General features: G+C 60.2%; 14 protein-coding genes, 1 tRNA gene and 1 pseudogene. 9 read left to right on the top strand and 7 right to left on the bottom strand.

All coding sequences use genetic code 11. From position 1 onward, the window contains the following. On the top strand, positions 1-194 hold a 194-nt coding region (locus AB5767_RS01150), incomplete at its 5' end, for a hypothetical protein (protein WP_368137011.1). Here AB5767_RS01150 and AB5767_RS01145 read toward each other — a convergent pair. The 7 genes and pseudogenes from AB5767_RS01145 to glgB form a co-directional block, all read right to left on the bottom strand. Next, positions 191-427: an FmdB family zinc ribbon protein gene (locus AB5767_RS01145; RefSeq protein WP_006233925.1), complete on the bottom strand. Its 237-nt coding sequence runs from the start codon at positions 425-427 to the stop codon at positions 191-193. The genes AB5767_RS01150 and AB5767_RS01145 overlap by 4 nt on opposite strands. A gap of 88 nt (positions 428-515) precedes the next feature. Then, complete coding sequence (locus tag AB5767_RS01140; protein ID WP_368132359.1) at positions 516-3,812, bottom strand: 4-alpha-glucanotransferase; 3,297 nt, start codon at positions 3,810-3,812, stop codon at positions 516-518. 219 nt (positions 3,813-4,031) lie between these two features. After that, entirely contained in the window at positions 4,032-6,287 is a 2,256-nt protein-coding gene (gene glgA, locus AB5767_RS01135) for a glycogen synthase GlgA (RefSeq protein ID WP_368132360.1), read from the bottom strand. 90 nt (positions 6,288-6,377) lie between these two features. After that, complete coding sequence (glgD, locus tag AB5767_RS01130) at positions 6,378-7,505, bottom strand: glucose-1-phosphate adenylyltransferase subunit GlgD (RefSeq protein ID WP_161160223.1); 1,128 nt, start codon at positions 7,503-7,505, stop codon at positions 6,378-6,380. 4 nt (positions 7,506-7,509) lie between these two features. Beyond that, on the bottom strand, positions 7,510-8,658 hold the full coding sequence (locus tag AB5767_RS01125; RefSeq protein WP_368132361.1) for a glucose-1-phosphate adenylyltransferase: 1,149 nt from the start codon (positions 8,656-8,658) through the stop codon (positions 7,510-7,512). A 107-nt stretch (positions 8,659-8,765) separates the two neighbouring features. After that, a pseudogene (locus AB5767_RS01120) lies at positions 8,766-11,193 on the bottom strand (glycogen/starch/alpha-glucan phosphorylase). Positions 11,194-11,287: 94 nt separating this feature from the next. Further along, entirely contained in the window at positions 11,288-13,555 is a 2,268-nt protein-coding gene (gene glgB, locus AB5767_RS01115) for a 1,4-alpha-glucan branching protein GlgB (RefSeq protein ID WP_368132364.1), read from the bottom strand. Between the two features lie 331 nt (positions 13,556-13,886). Between glgB and AB5767_RS01110 the strand changes: the two genes are divergently transcribed. From AB5767_RS01110 to rfbB, 8 genes are all read left to right on the top strand, one after another. Next, positions 13,887-14,576 (top strand): HAD family hydrolase, encoded by a 690-nt coding sequence (locus AB5767_RS01110; protein WP_368132362.1) that lies wholly within the window; start codon positions 13,887-13,889, stop codon positions 14,574-14,576. 9 nt (positions 14,577-14,585) lie between these two features. Continuing rightward, positions 14,586-15,227 (top strand): thiamine diphosphokinase, encoded by a 642-nt coding sequence (locus tag AB5767_RS01105; protein WP_368132363.1) that lies wholly within the window; start codon positions 14,586-14,588, stop codon positions 15,225-15,227. A gap of 161 nt (positions 15,228-15,388) precedes the next feature. Then, positions 15,389-15,464: transfer RNA gene (locus tag AB5767_RS01100), tRNA-Ala, on the top strand. Positions 15,465-16,251: 787 nt separating this feature from the next. Further along, complete coding sequence (gene loaP, locus AB5767_RS01095) at positions 16,252-16,803, top strand: antiterminator LoaP (RefSeq protein WP_368137010.1); 552 nt, start codon at positions 16,252-16,254, stop codon at positions 16,801-16,803. Positions 16,804-17,001: 198 nt separating this feature from the next. Further along, a complete protein-coding gene (locus tag AB5767_RS01090; RefSeq protein WP_368132823.1) occupies positions 17,002-17,619 on the top strand; it encodes a sugar transferase in 618 nt (205 codons plus the stop codon). A 75-nt stretch (positions 17,620-17,694) separates the two neighbouring features. Next, complete coding sequence (locus tag AB5767_RS01085) at positions 17,695-18,564, top strand: glycosyltransferase family 2 protein (RefSeq protein WP_368131743.1); 870 nt, start codon at positions 17,695-17,697, stop codon at positions 18,562-18,564. A 3-nt stretch (positions 18,565-18,567) separates the two neighbouring features. Then, the gene (gene rfbA, locus AB5767_RS01080; protein WP_368131745.1) at positions 18,568-19,467 is read left to right on the top strand and encodes a glucose-1-phosphate thymidylyltransferase RfbA; all 900 of its coding nucleotides are present in this window, start codon (positions 18,568-18,570) and stop codon (positions 19,465-19,467) included. Positions 19,468-19,486: 19 nt separating this feature from the next. After that, positions 19,487-20,509 (top strand): dTDP-glucose 4,6-dehydratase, encoded by a 1,023-nt coding sequence (gene rfbB, locus AB5767_RS01075; protein WP_368131746.1) that lies wholly within the window; start codon positions 19,487-19,489, stop codon positions 20,507-20,509. Positions 20,510-20,580 lie beyond the last annotated feature (71 nt).

Below are 20,580 nucleotides of genomic sequence, written 5' to 3'. Positions count from 1 at the left end.
GCTCGACCTTCTCCCTGCTGTACATGCGAACCTCCAGTCCGGACCGCCCCGCGGTCCAACTTTCTGTCCGCACCCCCAAAAGCCGCTTCTGCCCGCCAAACAGTCCTTATTTCACCGCAACTCATAAGGAAACCTGGGTAGCTAAAGAAACAGCCCCGCGATCGGCGTTGATCGCGGGGCTGTTTGGTTTCTAGTGGCTATGCGGGCAGTTGGCGCAGCAGCCGCTCGTAGCGTTGGTACTGGAGCCGCCGCTTCGCTGGTCGGTGTTGTAGAAACCGCTGCCCTCAAATTTAATGCCGCTGGCCGAGAACGTCTTGGCCGCCGGGGCACCGCAGCTGGGGCACACGACCTCGGGAGTCTCGGACATGGGATGCTCAACCTCAAACACGTTGCCGCAGCTCGAGCACTTGTAATCGTAGCGCGCCATAATACTTCCTTTTCAGCACAAAGCGGGCAGATTACTCTGCCCGCATAAATTCAAACGTCTGTAACTGTACCCTATATCGGGGGTTTTATCACGCTTCGCCCCAGAATCTATGGGTGCTGCGCAGGAGCTTCGCAGTTTTCTCCTCGGCTGCCGCAACGTCGGCCTCTTGCGCCTGCCATGTCCAGTTGCCCGTGGCCACGCCCGGCACGTTCATACGTGCATCGTCGCCCAGCCCCAGCACGTCCTGCAGCGGCATCATCACGAGCGGAGCATCGCTTGCCAGGGCATCGCCCATGAGCTCGCTTGCCAATGCAATGCCGCTCGGCTCGTCGCCGCCCGCAAAGGAATGCGTGCACCAGCCGGCGAGCGTCGAGGTGTCGTGCGTCGAGGTGTACAGAATCTTGCCCGGCGTGGGATGCACGCCGTTGCGGACGTCGTAATCGCTAAACTCCAGCACGTCCATACCGGGGAAGCCGCAGGTCGAAGCCATGGCACGAACGCCGGGCGTCAGGTAGCCCAGGTCCTCGGCGATAAAGTTGAGCGGCCCCAGCTCGTCGTAGGCCGTCTGGAACAGGTCCTTGCCCGGTCCCGCAAGCCAGCGGCCGTCGGCACAGGCCTTGCCGGCAGGGATGCTAAAGTAGCTGTGGAAGCCCAGGAAGTGGTCCAGGCGCACGCGGTCATAGAGTGAAAACGCACGACGCAGGCGATCCATCCACCAGCTATAGCCGTTCTTCTTCATGTGATCCCAGCGGAAGGTGGGGTTTCCCCACACCTGGCCCTCGGGCGCAAAGTTGTCGGGCGGCGCGCCCGAAATCTCAATCGCCTTACCGGTATCGGACAGCCAGAAGTTTTCGGGCTCGCTCCACGCATCGGCCGAATCGTCCGAGACATACATCGGGATATCGCCGATGACCTCGATGCCCTTCTTGTGCGCATAGTTCATAAGCTCGCACCAGGCCAGGTCAAAGCGGTACTGCATGTACGCCTGAAGCTCGGCCTCGTCGTGGAAGCGCTTGTCATCGATCAGGTGCTCGTTGTAGCGCGCGACATCTGCCGGCCAATCGTGGCGCGACTCGCCCTCAAAGTACTTCTTAACGGCCATGTAGACGCAGTACTTCTCGAGCCAATCGGCGTTGCGATGCTTAAACGCCGTGTAGAGCGGGTCTGCATCTTCGCCGCCACGGGCCTCCCAAGTCTCAAAGTCGGCCGCCAGCTCCTCTTGGCTTTCGGGCAGCAGGTCAATATTTCCCGCAAAGGCCGAAGGACCGGCGTAGGGGGAGCGGAAGAAGTCCGTCGGGTTGACAGGCAGAACCTGCCAGTAGCGCATACCCATAGCGGCCAGGTGGTCGATAAAGCGACGCGTGGGCGCGCCAATCGTGCCGGGCTTGCCGTCGTCGGTGGGCACCGAGGTGATATGGCACACGACGCCCGCGCCGTGATCGAGCGGCTCCTGCAGGCGCTGCTCGGCATGGTGATAGATGATCGACGAGCCCAGCGGATACAGGTCGAGCGTGACCGTACCGTTGTGGATCTCGCACTCGTGACCGCTGATCACGTCACTCGCGCATTCGCCGAGCGCCGGAATCGTCACGCGGTGCGAATTGCGCAGGCTGCGGTTGATGATAACCGTCGCGGACTCTCCATCCTTGCCCGTGCGGTTGTATGCCAGCACCTCGTCGTTAAGCGCGAAGGCCTTGATCTCGCCGTCGATCATAAATGGCAGCGCGCGGCGCACGGCGGAGGCGTTCTTGACAATAGCCAGCGTGTCGAAGTCGTGCAGTTGGTCCTTGGTCGGCAGGGTGCGACGGTTGCCCGGATCGGTAAGGCCCTCCAGGCCGTATTCATCGCCGTAGTAGATCGAAGGCACGCCTGGGAAGGTCATCTGCATAAGCGTGGCGAGCCAAAAACGGCTCTTGGCCAGGCCCATCGAGTTCTCGTCCAGGCGCCACTTGCTGCGCTCGCACTCGGGTAGCTGCGACTCATCGGGGCCGCCCCCGAGTACCGAGATAATGCGCGGACGGTCGTGGCTCGAAAGCAGATTGAGCGCGCAGGACAATGCCTCGCTCGGGTAGTTTTCGCGCAGGGTCTCGATATCCTCGGCTGCCTGGTAGGCGTTCTTGTAGCCCATCAAAAAGCCGATGACCATGTCGCGGAAGGGGTAGTCCATAGCGGAGTCGAGCTCAGAGCCCTGCAGGTAGCGGCGCAGATGGCCGTAGCTAATCTTGTTGGAGGCGTCTTCCCAGACTTCGCCGAGCAACAGTGCATCGGGCTTCTCGGCGAGTACGGCCTTCTTGATCTCGGCCAGGAAGTCGTCGGAAAGCTCGTCAGCGACGTCCAAGCGCCAACCATGGGCACCGGCGCGCAGCCATTTGCGGATCACGCCGTCCTTGCCCAGGAGCCTCTCGCGCACCAGCTCGGACTTCTCGTTGATGGCCGGCATATTGCCCACGCCCCACCAGCAGTCGTACGAGCCGTCCTCGTGGAAGGTAAACGCATCGCGCCACGGCGAATCCTCGCTCTGCCAGGCCCCCACGCCGGGGTAGTTGCCGTAGCGGTTGAAATAGATCGAGTCGTCGCCCGTGTGGTTGAAGACGCCGTCCAGGATGATGGAGATGCCCAGCTTCTCAGCTGCCTGGCACAGCTCGGTAAAGTCCTGCTCGGTGCCCAGGATCGGGTCGATCTTGGTGTAGTCGGCCGTGTCGTAGCGGTGGTTGCTTGCGGCTTCAAAGATGGGGTTGAGGTAGATGGCCGTAAAGCCCAGCTCGGCGATGCGGGGCAGGTCTTCCTGGATACCTTTGAGTGAGCCGCCGTAGAAGTCCCAGGTTTTGATGGAGCCGTCCTCGGCGCGCTCGTACACGGGCGGCTCGTTCCAGTCCTCGACCATCCGGCGCTGAATGCCCTTGCGCGGTTTTTCGAGTTCGGCCATTGTGCGCTCGCGCCAATGCTCGTCACGGGCGTATCGGTCGGGGAAGATTTGGTAGACCATGCCGCGCTCGTACCAAGTGGGGCGGTTCTCGCGGTGCTTATAGACGGTAATCTGGAAGGACGGCACCTCGGCGTAGTCGTAGGTTACGCCCTCGCCGCCGGTGCGGCCCTGCGGCGCGCCCAGGCGAACCTCGGGCTGACCTTCGATATTGCATATGAAGCTGTACCACACAAGACACGGTTCAGCGCATTTGAGCTCGCCGGTGAAAATGCCATCGCCCTCGTGCTCCATCGGGATCAGGGTCTCGCCGACTTCATCGACCCAGGTACGCAGGGTGAGTGTTGCCTGGTTGGGATCGGCATCCTCCAAAATAACCGAGAGTGCAACGGTAGTTCCTGTGGTCACAGCGCCAAACGGAGTGCGAAACTGCGGTAGGCGGCTGTTGTGTATCAATCTCATAGTACGGTCCAGTTCAATAGAATCACGGCCTGCGGGCCATGGGCTTTACGCACAAGATATAAGTATATCTGTTGTACACAGGGTGTATAAACAACATCCGTTTACCATCGGCGAACGGTTGTCCTAGAAAATCGTTTTATCAACTATCTACAGAGAAGGGGCGCCCGGTTGGAGCGCCCCTTGTTTAGGGTTTTGATTAGGTTTTAGATCGTCTGCGGGCTAGCGGCGCTTGCGGGTGGCCGTTGCCTTGCGGACGGACGTCTTCTTGGTCGGGGCCTTTTCCTCGGCCGGAGCGGCAGGGGAGACCGGGGCCTCCTTGGCGGGCTCGGTCTTTGCCGTAGCCTTCGGGGTGGCCTTTACCTCGGCCTTGGGCTCCTCCTTGGCAGAGGCGGTCTTCGTCTCTGCCTTGGCAGCAGCAGCCTTGGTCGTGGCCTTTTTGGTCGTCGTCGTAGAGCGCTTGCGCGTGGTGGTCTTGGCGGCCGGCTTTGCCTCGACGGGCGTCTCCTCGACTTTGGCGGCCGGCTTTGCGGCTGCCTTGGTCGTGGCTGCTTTTGTGGTCGTCTTCGCGGCGGCCTTCGTGGCGGCAGCCTTGGTCGTCGTCGACTTTGCGGCCGCCGCCTTCTTGGCGGTCGCGGTCGTCTTCTTGGCAGTGGTCTTGGCCGGTGCCTTGACGGCGGGCTTGGCCTCGACGGCGGCTTCAGCCTTTACCTCGGGAGCGGCCTCGGCATCGGCGGCCTTCTTGGCAGCTGCGGTGGTGCGCTTGCGCGTCGTCGTTGTCTTGGCAGTAGTCGTCTTTGCTGCGGCGGCCTTGGTTGTCGTAGCCTTCTTGGTCGTCGTCTTGCGTGTCGTGGTCTTCTTGGCGGCAGGCTTTGCAGCCGGCTTCTCCTCAGCCTTGGGCTCCTCAGCAGCAGCGGGCGCCTCAACAACCGGCTTGGCCTTGGGCTCGGGCTCGGCCTCAGTCTTCTCAGCCACAACCACAGGCTCGTCGACAACAGCCGCCGGCCTCTCGATCTCCGGATGCATAAAGAAATACAGGTCCAGATACTTGTCGGCCGAGCGCGTCCAGCTAAAGTCCTGGCTCATGGCCTGCGTGACCAGCTGGTTCCAGGCATCGCGGTTATCCCAGAACAGGCGTGCCGCGCGGAACACGGCGTCGCCCATCTCGTCGCCGTTAAAGTTGCTAAACGAGAAGCCCGTGCCCTCGCCGGTAAACTCGTTATATGGGATCACCGTGTCCTTCAGACCACCGGTCTCGCGAACAATCGGCAGGGTGCCGTAGCGCATGGCGATGATCTGCGACAGGCCGCAGGGCTCAAACTTCGAAGGCATCAGGAACATATCGGCGGCAGCATACATACGCTGCGACAGCGCAGGGTCGAACTCGATGCGTGCGGCCATGGTGCCGGGGTACTTGTCCTGGAAGTAGCGCAGGCCGTCCTCGTAGTCGCGGTCGCCGGTGCCCAGCACCGCTACCTGCACGCCGCCGGACAGGATGCGGTCGAGCGCGTACATGACCAGGTCCATGCCCTTCTGACGCGTCAGGCGCGTGACCATCACCATGAGCGGACGGTCGTCACGAACCTCGAGCCCCAGTTCTTCCTGCAGCTTGGCCTTGCACACCGCCTTGCCCCCACGGTCATCAACCGTGTAGTTTGCAGCAATGCGCTTGTCGGTCGCCGGGTCAAAGCCCGCCACGTCAATGCCGTTCAAAATGCCCTGCAGCGCATAGGAGCGCTCGCGCAGCACACCGTCCAGGCCCTCGCCAAACTCGGGCGTCTGGATCTCGCCCGCGTAGGTGGGGCTCACCGTGGTGATGGCGTCGGCATAGCGCAGCGCGCCCAGCATGTAGTTGATGCTGCAGGCGTCGCAACGCAGCTGCGAGGCGGCCGCCGGAATGTGCGCCACACCCAGGATGTCCTCCATTACGGTGTCGCTAAACTGGCCCTGGAACGCCACGTTGTGGATCGAGAACACGGTCTTGACGCGGTCGTACAGCGGCAGGCCCTGGTAGAACTCGCGCAGGAATACGGGTGCCAGTGCCGTCTGCCAGTCATTGCAGTGCAGGATGTCACACTCAAAGCCGGCCGGCAGGTGCTGCAGGCTCTCGGTGATGGCCTTGGAGAAGAACGCAAAGCGCTCGCCGTCGTCAAAGAAGCCGTACGGATAGTCGCGCGCAAAGTAGCGCTCGTTGTCGATGAACATATATGTGACGCCGTCGTGCTCGAGCTTCTCGAGCCCGCAGTACTCGTTGCGCCAGCCCAGGCTCACGTAAAAGTCGGAGAAGTGCTCCATTTGCGCCTTGTACTCGTCCTTGATGGTGGCGTACTTGGGCACCATTACGATAACCTCGGCGCCGGCGCGCACGAGTGCTGCAGGCAGCGAGCCCGCCACGTCACCCAGGCCACCGGTCTTTACAAACGGTGCGCACTCGGCCGAGGCAAACACGATCTGCATCTTTTTGCTGGAATCTGCCATATTGTCTCCCATGTTGTAATTCGAGAATAGCCGCCTGGCGCTAACCGGGCGGCTATTCTACCTGTTACGAGCGATGTTGCGGTGCCAACGTTAACGTACGATGGTGGTGTCGGAAGTTAACGGAGCCTTGCCCAGCACCAGGATGTTTTCGGGCGTGCCGCGAAGCTCGGTGTTGGTGGGAACCACGTTGTTCTTGTCCAGGATGGCGTTCTCGACGCGTGCGCCGCTCTTGATGATGCAGCTCTGGTTGATGATCGAGTTGGTCACCGAAGCGCCTTCCTCGACCACGACGCCGCGCGACAGGATCGAATTGCGCACGGTGCCCTTGATGATGCAACCGGCCGAGATGATCGAGTTGCACGCGTGGCTGCCGGTCGCATAGCGCGAAGGCGGCACGTCGTGAGCCTTGGTCAGGATCGGGCGCTCGGGGTCAAAGAGCTGGTCGGCCACGGTCTGGTCGAGCAGGTCCATGCTGCGGCGATACAGCGACTTCTCGCTAAACACGCCCACGACCTCGCCCTTGTACTCGTAGCTGCACACGTCGATGTTGCCAAAGTCGCCCTGGAGTGCCTCGAGCAGGTCCAGATAGTCGGCGGCCTGGTAATGATCGATGATCTCGAGCAGCGTCTCGCGGTTGACGATGCAGCAGTCCATAGAGGCATTGTCGCCGTACACGACGCCGGCGCTCACGCCCGTCAGGCGGCCGTTCTCGTTAATCTCGAGCTTGGTCTCGTCGTCGACGTTGTGCGTGGCCTTGCAGTACACCACGGTCATCTGGGCGCCGGAGTTCTCGTGCGCCTCGATGATGGTGTTGAGGTCCATGTTAAAGATGATGTTGGTGCCCATCATCACAACGTAGGGCTTGTCCGAGCGCTGGAACAGCGTCTTGTTGGAGATGATGTCGCGCAGCAGGAAGCGCATGCCGCCCTTGGTGGTGCCATACGCGTTGCCGGGCACCATGAACAGGCCGCCCTTCTTGCGGTCCAGGCCCCAGTCTTTGCCCGAGCCCACGTGGTCGATCAGCGAGCGGTAGTTTCCCGGCATGACGACGCCGACGGTCTTAATGCCGGCATTCATCATGTTGGACAGTGGGAAGTCGATCAGGCGATAGCGGCCCAAAAACGGGACGGACGCGATGGGGCGGTCCTTGAGCAGCACGCTGCCGTAGGTCGAAGAGTAGTTAGCGGTGATATAACCGATGGCCTTGCGATTGATCATCGGATCATTCCCCCTTCCCGATAACGACGTCATTTCCAACGACGGCCGTATCCTTTGTGGTATCGACAGAGCCGAGCTTCACGCCCTCTTCGACCGTGGAGTTCTCGCCCAAAATAGCGCGGCAGATGTGCGCGCCGCTCTTAACGTGCGCACCCGGCAGCAGCACGGAGTCCTCGACCACTGCGCGCTCCTCGATGATGACATCGGTCGAAAGGATCGAGTGGCGAGCGGTGCCGTAGATCTTGCAGCCGTTGGAGACCAGGCAGTCGTCCAGGCGTCCGTCCGGACCAATGTAGTGCGGCGGACGCGTGGTGATGTTGGACATGATGGGGAAGTGCTTGTCGAACAGATCGAACTCGGGGTTGTTGCCCAGCAGGTCCATCGAGGTCTCGTGGAAGCTGGCAATGGTGCCGACATCCTTCCAAAAGCCGTGGAACTCGTAGCTGTACAGGCGCTTGCCCTCGCCGAGCAGTTTGGGGATGATGTCCTTGCCAAAGTCGTGGCTCGATCGCTGGTCCAGAGCGTCCTGCTCGAGTGCCTCGATCAACACGTCGGCCGAGAAGATGTAGATGCCCATGGACGCGAGGTTCGAATCGGGTTTATCGGGCTTCTCGGTGAACTTGGTGATGCGGCCGTCCTCGGGATCGGTGGTCAGGATGCCAAAGCGGCTGGCCTCCTCCCACGGCACGGGCATAACGCTCACCGTGAGGTCCGCGTTGTTCTCAATGTGCGTCTTGAGCATTTTGCGGTAGTCCATGCGATACAGGTGATCGCCCGAAAGAATCAGGACGTACTTGGGGTCGTTGGCCTTGATATAGTCGAGGTTCTGCGTAATGGCGTCGGCCGTGCCCGCATACCAGGCGCCGCCGGTCTGCGTCTCGTACGGCGGCAGGATCGACACGCCGCCGTCGCGGCTGTCCAGGTCCCAAGCATCGCCGGAGCCCACATAGGCATGCAGCAGGTAGGGGCGATACTGCGTCAGAACGCCCACCGTGTCGATGCCCGAGTTGGAGCAGTTGGAGAGCGAAAAGTCGATAATGCGGAACTTGCCACCAAAGCTAACCGCCGGCTTAGCGATCTTTTGGGTGAGTGCCCCCAATCGGCTGCCCTGTCCTCCTGCGAGGAGCATCGCGATGCATTCTTTCTTACTCATCGATTTCTCCTTCTGTCATCGATGTTCCTAAACCCATTAGCGACGGGCGCGGCGCAACGTCACGCCCGTCGAGTAATGCCGTGCTGGCATAGGGGAGCTCGCGGCCTTTACGCGTGCCAGATCTCGTCGCGGTACTCGCGAATGGTGCGGTCGCTTGAGAACCAGCCGCTCGAGGCGGTGTTGAGTAGGGCCTTGCGGTTCCAGGTCTCCTGGTCGCCGTAGCTGCCGGTGAGCTTCTCCCAGGCGTCGACGTAGCTGCGGAAGTCTGCCATGACCAGGTCGGGGTCGTTGTTGTTCATGAGCTCGTTGTAGATGCTCTCGAAGTTGCCCGAAAGGCCCGCAAAGGTGTTGTCCTTGAGCTCGTCCATCACGCGGCCCAGGCGGTCGCGATCGTTGTTGAGCGTATCCCACGCAAAGTAGCTGTTGGATGCCCAGAGCTGCTCGACCTCGGGAGCGGTCAGGCCAAAGATGGCCTCGTTCTCGCGGCCGGCCAGGTCGGCGATCTCGATGTTGGCGCCGTCGAGGGTGCCCAGCGTAATGGCGCCGTTCATCATGAGCTTCATGTTGGACGTGCCCGAGGCCTCCTTGCCGGCGGTGGAGATCTGCTCCGAGATCTCGGCGGCGGGGTAGATGAGCTGGGCGTTGCTCACGCGAAAGTTGGGGATAAAGCAGACCTTCATGACCTCGTTGATGCGCGGATCGTTGTTGATGACGTCGGCCACGGAGTTAATGAGGCGGATGGTCTCCTTGGCAAAGGTGTAGCTCGATGCAGCCTTGCCGCTAAAGATGAAGGTCGTCGGCGTCACGTGGAAGTTGGGATCGGCGATACGACGGTTGTAGATGTCCATCACCTTCATGATGTTCATGAGCTGGCGCTTGTAGGCGTGGAAGCGCTTTACCTGAACATCGAAGACGGTGTTGGGATCGATGACCAGACCGGTCTCGGCCTTAACGTAGGCAGCCAGGCGCTCCTTGTTGGCGCGCTTGGAGGCACCCACGGCCTTCAGGAACTCGGTGTCGTCCTTAAACTCTTTGAGCTTCTCCAGCTCAAAGGCGTCCTTCAGCCAGCCGTCGCCTATGGCCTCGGTCACGAGCTTGGCGTAGGTGGGGTTGGCCTCGGCAAAGAAGCGACGGTGCGAGATGCCGTTGGTCTTGTTGTTGAACTTCTCGGGCGTCAGGGCATAGAAGTCCTTGAGCACGATGTTCTTGATGATGTCGGAGTGGATCTTGGCCACGCCGTTGACGCTGTGGCTGCAGATCACGGACAGGTTGGCCATGCGAATCTCGCCGTCCCACAGGATGGCGGTCTGGCGCAGACGCTCCTGCCAACCCTCCTGGGTGGTGTCGAACGACTCGTGCCAACGACGGCTGATCTCGTCGATGATCTGGTACACACGGGGGAGGAGCTTGGAGAACGTGCCGATGGGCCACTTCTCCAGGGCCTCGGGCAGGATGGTGTGGTTGGTATAGCTCACGACCTGCGTCACGATGTTCCAGGCGTCGTCCCACTCGAGCTTCTTCTCGTCGATGAGGATGCGCATGAGCTCGGGGCCGCACATGGCGGGGTGCGTGTCGTTGGTGTGGATGGCCACAAACTGCGGCAGCAGCTCCCAGTTCTCGCCGTGCTCCTTCTCAAAGGTATCGAGCAGGCTGTAGATGCCGGCCGATACAAACAGGTACTCCTGCTTCAGGCGCAGCAGACGGCCGTGTTCACCAGCGTCGTTGGGGTAGAGGATGGCGCTGATGGCCTCGGCCTCGGCGCGCTCTGCGTCGGCCAGGGCATAGTCGCCGCGGTTGAAGGCCTCCAGATCGAAGTGCTCCTCGACCGGCTCGGCGGCCCAGACGCGCAGCTTGTTGACGGTCTCGCCGGCATAGCCCACGACGGGGATGTCATAGGGGACTGCCAGGATGTCCTGCGTGTCCACCGTGCGGTAGAACGTGCGGCCATTCTCCTCAAAGCCCTCCACGTGGCCACCAAACTTAATGGTCACGGCCTTGTCCTGACGACGGACCTCCCAGGGATAGCCGTGGGTGAGCCACTCGTCGGTGGCCTCGACCTGGCTGCCGTTGACGATTTCCTGCTTAAACAAGCCGTAGCGGTAGCGCATGCCGTTGCCGTAGCCGGCAATGCCCTCGGCTGCCATGGAATCCAGGAAGCATGCGGCCAAACGGCCCAGGCCACCGTTGCCCAGTGCCGGATCGGGCTCCTGGTTCTCGATGACGGACAGGTCAAAGCCCATGTCGTCGAGCGCCTCGGCGACCATATCGCGCACGCCAAAGTTGAGCAGGTAGTTGTCGAGCAGGCGGCCGATCAAAAACTCGATCGAGAAGTAGTACACGCGCTTTTTGCCCTCGGCGGTGGCGCGGGCGTCACTCTTGGTGGCAACGGTGCGTGCCTTCTCGGCCACGAGCTTGGCCAGGGCGTTAAAGCGGTCGAGGTCGCTGGCGGCCTCGACCGCTCTTACCACTGATGCTCATGACGGCATCGCGATAGAGCTCGGTAAACTCCTGTTTGTTGTCGAAGATCTTATTCATACGTTCCTTTCCCCCGGGGATGTTTCTCCCGGAACGGTTATGACTTGTATCCTACGCCCCCGCGGGGCGGGTAATTGCAGCTGTAACGCCTTTGTTACGCTTTCTTGGCAGGAGCCTTAACAGCAGCTGCCTTGGCCTTGGGAGCAGCCTTTTTGGTGGCTGCCTTTTTGGCCGTGGTCTTGGAAGCGGCCTTGGCGGCAGACTTGGCAGTCTTCGCCTTAACCGGAGCCTTCTTAGCAGCTGCGGGCTTGGGCTTTACTGAGGACGAGCGCTTGCGCGTCGCCTTCTTGGGCTTCTCGACCACGGGCGGCTTATAGCTGCTGGGTCCGCGGCGCTTAAGCACCACGCCTGCCAGGCCTGGCACCTTAATCTCGATAGAGTCCATCTGTCCGTTCCAGGGATAGGGCTCGCTCGAGCAGGTGTAGGGCTCCTTGCCGGCGTATCCGCTGCCGCCAAACTCGGGACGGTCGGAATCGAAGATGACCTCCCAGTCGCCCTCGCGCGGCACACCCACGCGGAAGCTCTCGTAGCTCGCCGGGTCAAAGTTGATCAGAATCACCAGGTCGTCATCGACGTCCTCGCCCTGGCGCACAAAGCTCACGATGGACTGCTTGGAATTGTCCGCATCAATCCAGGTAAAGCCGTCGTCGGTGTAGCCGCGCTCGTACAGGGCGGGCTCGGCGGTGTACAGGTGGTTGAGCGCCTTGATAAACGCCTGATGATGACGGTGGGTCTCGTACTCTTCGGTCAGGAACCACTGAATGGACTCGTAGTAGCGCCACTCAATAAACTGGCCGATCTCGTTGCCCATAAAGTTGAGCTTGGCGCCGGGGTGCGTCATGTGGTAGAAGGCGAGCGTGCGCAGGCCGGCAAACTGGCGCCACCAGTCGCCCGGCATGCGACCGATCAGCGAGCACTTGCCGTGCACGACTTCGTCGTGGCTCAGCGGGCAGATGAAGTTCTCGGTAAAGGCGTACATGATGGAGAACGTGAGCAGGCCGTGGTTGCCGGGGCGCCACGGAAAATCGGTCTGCATGTAGTGCAGGGTGTCGTTCATCCAGCCCATGTCCCACTTGTAGTGGAAACCCAGGCCGCCGTCCTGCGGCGGATAGGTCACGAGCGGCCACGCGGTGGACTCCTCGGCCATCATCATCACGTCGGGGTAGTGCGCCTCAACAGCACAGTTGACCTGGCGGATAAACGCGCTGGCGTCCAGGTCCTCCTCGGTACCGTACTTGTTGAACTTCTTTTGGCCTGGATCGTCGATGCCAAAGTTGAGGTACAACATGCTGGACACGCCGTCCATGCGAATGCCGTCCACGTGGAAGTTCTCGAGCCAGTACAGCACGTTGGAGACCAGGAAGGAGCGGACCTCGCCACGGGCGAAGTCAAACTTGTGTGTGCCCCAGTTGGGATGAATCTCGTGCTCAAACAGCATGTGGCCGTTAAAGGTGGCAAGGCCGTGGGAGTCGGCGCAAAAACCGCCGGGCACCCAGTCCATAATCACGCCAATGCCCGCCTCGTGGCACGCATCGATAAAGTGCATGAGCTGCTGCGGGTTGCCGTAGCGCGACGTGGCGGCATAGTAGCCGGTTGTCTGGTAGCCCCAGGAGCCATCGAAGGGATGCTCCATAAGCGGCATGACCTCGATATGCGTATAGCCCATGTCGCGGACGTAGTCCACGAGCTCCACCGACAGGTCGTCGTAGGTGTAAAACTCACCGCGCTGCGCGGGGAAGGGGTCCATGGGGCCGGGATAGTTGCCGTACTCGTCGGGCTCGCCCTGCGGCGCGTCGCCGTGGCGCTTCCACGAGCCAATATGCACCTCGTAGATGTTAAGGGGCTGCGACATGTGGTTATGGCTGGCGCGGCGCTTGAGCCAAGCCACGTCGTTCCACTGGTAGCCATCGAGGGTCCACAGCACGCTAGCGGTTCCCGGAGGGCACTCTGCCTTAAAGGCGTACGGATCGGCCTTGTAGAGCTTTTCGCCCTCATTGGTCTCGATAAGGTATTTATAGAGCTGGCCCTGCTCGGCGCCAGGAATAAAGCCTTCCCAGATAGTGCTCGTATGCACGGGCACCAGCGGGTTGGCTTGCTCATCCCAGTCGTTAAATTCGCCAATGACATGGACGCTTTTTACGTCTGGCGCCCAAACGCAAAAACGCCAGCCGCGCGTACGGTTCTGCGTATCGGGGTGCGCGCCCATCTTTTCCCAGCTGCGCTCCCACGTACCGATGCCAAACAGATAGACATCGTCCTTGGTGAGCTCCGGTGCGTGCGGGGCGTGCGGGGCGGCTTTACGGGTGGCAGGCTTTTTGGTTGCTGGCTTTAGCTTTGTATCGCTCACGTTTGATCCCATCATGACGCGGCAGCGTGTTGCCTTGGTGACTAGATGCGAAAGGTCCAAGGCTGCACGAATCGAAGGGACGGCGATAGTTCTATGATCCGTTCCACCTCGCGTGCTCGGTGGAACTTTCGGCAAAAACTACGATAACACCTGTACGTTAGTTTTATGAACGAAAGCGGATTTGCGGTGGCGTTTAATCGGTGAGCGCCATGTTTATACCACTTGCAGAATTGCCGTGGTAAAACTCTTGACAGTTTTACCAATTAGGGTTTCTAGATAGTTAGGTTGACGTTTGGTAAAACGTTTTTAGCAGGTTGTTTATCCTTTGACATCGAAAGGCTCGTTTATGGACCACATCGCCGCCTCAAGTGTTGCTTTTATTTTCGATTGCGATGGCACACTGGTTAATAGCACCCCCGTTTGGGCCTATGCCCAGCCCGAGTTATTGCACCGCCACGGTATTGACGTGACGGTCGACGATTTTGCCCAGTTTGAGCATTTGTCGCTCGAGGACGAGTGCCAGGCCTACCACGACACGTGGGGCATTGGCGCAAATGGCGAAGAGCTCTACCGCGAACTGAGCGACATCCTGATCGTTGGCTACTCCAAGGTGCCGCCGCGCGAGGGCCTGCTTGCATTTTTGAAGCAGGCGAAGGCCGCCGGTGTTGCCATGTGCGTGGCCACGTCCACGCCGACCGAGTTGGTGCAGTCCGCCCTTGCTGGCGCCGGGCTCGATGCCTACATGGAGTTTGTGACCACCACGGGCGAGGCCGGGCGTTCCAAGCAGTTCCCCGATGTGTACGAGTTGGCGCTGCGTCGCCTGGAGGAGCGACACGGGCACAAGTTTGAGCGCGCGTGGGTGTTTGAGGACGCCGTCTTTGGCCTTAAGAGCTCGGGCATCGCCGGCTTTAAGCGTGTGGGCATCTATGACCCGCACGGCCGTATGGAGCGCAACGAGGTTCGTGATAACTGCGATATCTTTATCGATAGCTATGAGGACCTGGATCTGGCCCGCGTGCTTTCGTTTGAGGGCTAGGCGAGAGCTGTGGCTTGTAAGGTATTAGTGGTCTGCGGCTCGCCCGTGGTGGCGAGCGCGGATTTGCTGCGTCAGCTGGCGGGGGAGTGCGACCACGTTGTCGCCGTTGACCGCGGGCTCGATGTGCTGCTGGGCGCAGGGCTGGGCTGCGATGTATATGTGGGAGATGCCGACACGGTGAGTGACGCGGGTCGCGCGTTGGTCAATGCCGCTACCGACTTTGAAGTTGAGCGCCATGACCCGTACAAGGACTATACCGATCTGGCGCTGGCGCTCGATTCCGTCCGCCGTCGCTGGCCGGGTGCCGAAGTGGTTGCGACCTGCGCCACCGGCGGCCGTCCGGATATGTCCCTGACTGTGTTAGGGCTACTGGCAGGCTATGCGGACGCCCCCGTCTGGATCGAAGAAGACGAAGTGACGGCCAGAATTCTGCACCAGGACGAGACCTGGACCATCGAAAACGCCGAGGGCAAAACCTTCTCCATCATCGCCATCGCTCCCAACACCAAGGTAAGTGAACACGGCCTAGAGTGGGAACTAGATCACAGCCCCCTAGGCCTGCTAGCCGACACAGGCATTAGCAACATAGTAAGATCCACCGCAAAGATCGAAGTCCATACCGGCACCGCTATCGCGTACCTCTACGAGTAAGGGCCATAACATCAGGGTTTTATCGGGACGGTGGATAGAAATAATCGCTCGAAGAGTGATTATTTCTGCCCCGTCCCAGGAAAACCCGTAAATAAGACCAACAACCCCAAAATTCCCTCTTGCATCCCCGCAAACATTCCCCTATAGTATCTCCTCGTCACGGGGGCGTAGCTCAGCTGGGAGAGCGCTTGACTGGCAGTCAAGAGGTCAGGGGTTCGATCCCCCTCGTCTCCACCACCGTGAATGCAGAGCCTCCGGGAATTCGGAGGTTTTTTTCATATGCAGCCACCGCGCAAACCAAAGTGACTCCACACCAGCACCCACACCCAAAAAAGTTGCGCAATTTATTTCCTACTTCTGTACATAGTTTGTTAACTCAACATAATTCCTTTTTGCATTTCTCACGGTCAGCGTTGCAGCTCGGGCGGTGTGCGCCAACAGTTACACCCGCATAAACCTGCGTCAATGTGAACAAGTTTGCAAAATAACCCCCTTAAGCACTGCAAGTGAACGATATGTTGCCGTGCTCGGCCTAAATCGGTTTCTAGCCGCCTTGTGCTAGAATGGCTATTGTTACATGGGTTCAACTGCGCTCTCGGCTTAACCGGTCGCGAAGCGCAGGGCAGATCAGCATCCGGCCGTAACGGCGGTGCCAGAAAAACCACGTGATCCATTAGCGTCGTCATGCGTATCGCATCGAATGACCATGTTCTTGTCTATGTCAAGCTGTTCATTTGAATCGATATCTCATGACAAAGCGCAGCAGTCCTACAGCTGTTTGCGTGCGGTCTAGTTTTGTTCCCGCTTGACTGGATCGCACGCAGCCAGCTGGGGTTACGGTCATTTTGCGATACACGTCCGCGACTCTAGCAACTGCGTTTATACATACCGTTCACGGTGGGGCAGAGCCACGTGCTTGTCTAACTGGGCTCAGGGTTTGAATATGGAGCGCCTTCGCGCACAAGCGCCCTGGCGAAGCCATACCCAAACCCCGTGAGCCACACGTAAGACAGCAAGGGGGGTGGTGCTCGTGTGGTATGTGATCCAGGTCATTAACGGTCGCGAAGACGTAATGCGCGAGCGCATCGAGCGAATGCTGCCGGCTAGTGGCATGCAGGAGCTTTTTTATCCCCAATTTCAAACCGAGATTAAGGTGCACGGCGAATGGGTCAGTACGACCAAGCCGCTCTTTCCTGGTTATCTTGTCTGCGATACGGCAGACCCCCGCGCCGTGCAACAGTACTTGCTGCGCATGGACGACTTTGCCCGGGTTCTTTCCCAGGACGGTCAGTTTGTGCCGCTGGCAAAAGAAGAGGTCCAGCTTATTGGCGGCTTTACGCATGCGGGAGACCGCGTAGTGCCTATGAGCGAGGCCCTAAAAGACGGTTATCAGGTCGTAGTGACGGCAGGTCCGCTGCTGGGCCACGAAGGCCTTATCAAAACCATTAACAGACGCAAGAGCACTGCTTATTTGGAGCTCGATCTGTGCGGCCGACGCGTAACCACCCGCGTTGGCCTTGCCGTGCTTTCGGCCGAGCAGCGCGTAATGCGAAACATAAAAAAGGCGATCGCCTAGCTGCAGGCGACTGTTTTACGGGACAGGGAGGATCCCCGGGGCGGGGACGTAGGTTTGAAGAAAATAGTGTCAGATAAAACTGAATATTCAACAGAAGCACCGGTGGGTGCCGCGCTCGTCGCCCAGGCAATGGATCGGCGCAACGGTGCCGGCCGTTACAAGGCCATGTAATCCATCATGGACTGGGACCGCTCGCGCTTGGCATATAGGGCAGTGAAGCGCGCCTTCGACATCGTGTTCAGCGGCTGCGTGCTGGCCGTCATCGCTGTGCCCAGCCTGGTGCTGGCCGCGGCCATCCGACTGGAGAGCGAGGGCAGCCCCTTCTATAGTCAGATCCGCGTTGGCCGCACCCGTCCCGACGGTAGTTTGACTACCTTCCGCATGTGGAAGTTCCGCTCCATGTACAAGGACGCCGACGAGCGCCTCGCCGAGCTCAGGGAGCAGAACGAGATCGCCGGCGCCATGTTCAAGATGAAGAATGACCCGCGTGTCACCAAGATTGGAAAGTTCATCCGCAAGCACTCCATCGACGAGTTCCCGCAGTTCCTGAACGTGTTCATGGGTCAGATGTCCGTCGTCGGCCCGCGCCCGCCGCTGCCCAACGAGGTCGCGGAGTATACCGAGTACGACCTGCAGCGTTTGGCCGTTAAACCAGGCATTACCGGATGGTGGCAGGTGACCGACCGTAACGACACGGATTTCGATGGCATGGTTCGTCGCGATCTTGAATATATCGCCAAAAGGGGCTTGTTATTCGATTTGAAAATAGTTGTCCTGACTGTCTTTGAGGTGTTCTCGGGGGAGGGTGCCTCATGATTGATTTTGTCGAACCGCACTTTGATTACTTACAAATTCGTGCTGCTTTCCATTTGATGGGAAGGTGTTAGGCACATGTCAATTTCTCTCGTGATTCCAACTCTTGACGCTCAGGCTGAAATCGGCGAATTGCTGAAAATATTACTTTCGCAGACCTTGTGTCCTGACGAGATTATTGTCGTTGATTCCGCGTCATCTGATTCCACCGTGGAAATCGCTTCGGGTTTCGATGGCGTTCGGGTTATCGAGATTGAACGCTGCGATTTTAATCACGGACTTACTCGTGACATGGCGTTTAAAGAGTCTTTTGGAGACATTGTTTGCTTTATGACTCAGGATGCCGTTCCGGCTGACGAGCGATATATCGAGAACCTTGTCGAACCAATTCTTGCTGATAGCCGTGTTGCCATTTCATCGGGTCGCCAGCTCCCAAAAAAAGATGCTCGCGAATTTGAACGATTGGTTAGGGAATTTAACTACGGCCCCACGTCAAATATTCGGTCTAAAGATGACATTCCAGCAATGGGAATCAAGGCTTATTTTGCGACGGATGTCTGCTCTGCATACCGAAGGAGCTCCTATTTCGAGCTTGGAGGTTTCGGTAGAACCGATATGAGCGAGGACATGCTTATGGCCGCAAAGGCTGTAGGGGCGGGTTATTTGGTTGCGTATGCTGCCGATGCGTGTGTGTACCACTCGCATAACCTCACTCCGGTTGAACAATTCCGCCGCAATTTTGCCATTGGTCATTTTCTTGAAATCAATCGTGAGCTCATAGCTTGTCCATCTGAGATTGGCGAGGGAGGGCGTCTGGTAAAACGGGTCGCTAAACAACTGATTGAGGATCGTTCGTTTGTTGAGCTCGGGGCATTTGGCCTTGATTGCTTTGCTCGATTTATTGGAAATCGCTCTGGCCGTAGGGCCGCAAGAAAAGAAAGGTTATAGCCAATGAAAGGCATCATTCTCGCCGGCGGGTCCGGCACGCGCTTGTACCCGCTCACGCTCGTGACCTCCAAGCAGCTGCTGCCGGTCTACGACAAGCCCATGATCTACTACCCGCTTAGCACCCTCATGCTGGCGGGCGTCCGGGACATCCTGGTCATCTCCACGCCGACCGACCTCCCCAACTTCGAGCGCCTGCTCGGGGACGGCTCGCGCTACGGCGTGAACCTGTCCTACGCCGAGCAGCCCAGCCCCGACGGCCTGGCGCAGGCATTCACCATCGGCGAGGACTTCATCGCCGGCGAGCCGTGCGCCCTGGTGCTCGGCGACAACATCTTCTACGGCAACGGCCTGCCGCGCCACCTGACGCGCGCCGTCCAGAACGCCGAGTCGGGCCGCGCCACGGTCTTCGGCTACCACGTCGACGACCCCGAGCGCTTCGGGGTCGTGGAGTTCGACCGTGAGGGGAGGGCCGTCTCCATCGAGGAGAAGCCCGAGCGCCCCAAGAGCTCCTACGCCGTCACCGGCCTGTACTTCTACCCGGGCGACGTCGCCGCCAAGGCGCACGAGGTAAAGCCGTCGGCCCGCGGCGAGCTGGAGATCACCACGCTCAACCAGATGTACCTGGAGGAGGGGACGCTCTCCGTCGTCACCCTGGGCCGCGGCTACGCGTGGCTCGACACCGGCACCATGGAGAGCCTCCACGAGGCCGCGGAGTTCGTCCGCGCCGTGGAGCACTCCCAGGACCTGCCCGTGTCCGTCCCCGAGGAGATCGCCTGGGAGAACGGCTGGATCACGACCGCCGGGCTGGAGGAGGCCGCGAAGGCCTACGGCAAGTCGGTCTACGGGCAGCACCTCAAGAAGGTCGCCGCCGGCGAGATCGTCAACAGCCCGCGCGAGTACTAGGAACCGAGGAGATAAGAACATGGCAGAGGAGACCTTCTCCCCCAGGAACATCATCGTCACGGGCGGTTGCGGCTTCATCGGCAGCAACTTCGTGCACTACGTCGTGGACAACCATCCGGGCGTCCACGTGACCGTTCTGGACAAGCTGACCTACGCCGGCAACCCCGAGAACATCGCCGGGCTGCCCTCCGACCGCGTGGAGCTCGTCGTGGGCGACATCTGCGACGCCGGGCTGCTCGATAGGCTGGTCCCGGGCCACGACGCCATCGTGCACTACGCCGCCGAGAGCCACAACGACAACTCCATCGCCGACCCGGAGCCGTTCCTGCGCACGAACGTCGAGGGCACCTTCCGCCTTCTGGAGGCCGTGCGCAAGTACGGCGTCCGCTACCACCACGTCTCCACCGACGAGGTCTACGGCGACCTTGCGCTCGACGACCCCGCCAAGTTCACCGAGGAGACGCCCTACCACCCGAGCTCCCCGTACAGCTCGACCAAGGCGTCCTCCGACATGCTCGTGCGCGCCTGGACCCGCACCTACGGGCTTCGCACCACGATCTCCAACTGCTCCAACAACTACGGCCCCTACCAGCACGTGGAGAAGTTCATCCCCAGGCAGATCACGAACATCGTCGACGGCGTGCGCCCCAAGCTCTACGGGCGCGGCGAGAACGTCCGCGACTGGATCCACACCGAGGACCACTCCTCGGCCGTCTGGGACATCCTCACGAAGGGCCGCACGGGGGAGACCTACCTCATCGGGGCCGACGGCGAGAGGAACAACATCACCGTGCTCCGCATGATCCTCGAGGCGATGGGAAAGGACCCCGATGACTTCGACTGGGTCGCCGACCGCCCCGGCCACGACCGCCGCTACGCCATCGACTCGACCAAGCTGCAGCGCGAGCTCGGCTGGAGGCCGGCCCACACCGACTTCGCCGAGGGTCTCAAGGCCACCATCGACTGGTACGTCGAGAACGAGTCCTGGTGGCGCCCGGCCAAGGAGGCCACCGAGGCCAGGTACAGAGCGCAGGGGCAGTAGGCCGCACCCCGGCGAACCGCACCGCGGGGCGCCCGCGCGGGCGCCCCGCGGTTAACCAACCTCTTCGATAG

Origin of the sequence: Collinsella aerofaciens (assembly GCF_040926265.1) — a bacterium.
Lineage (GTDB): Bacteria > Actinomycetota > Coriobacteriia > Coriobacteriales > Coriobacteriaceae > Collinsella > Collinsella aerofaciens_BB.
Note: the sequence above shows the minus strand (reverse complement) of the source record. Positions and strands in the feature narration are given on the sequence as shown.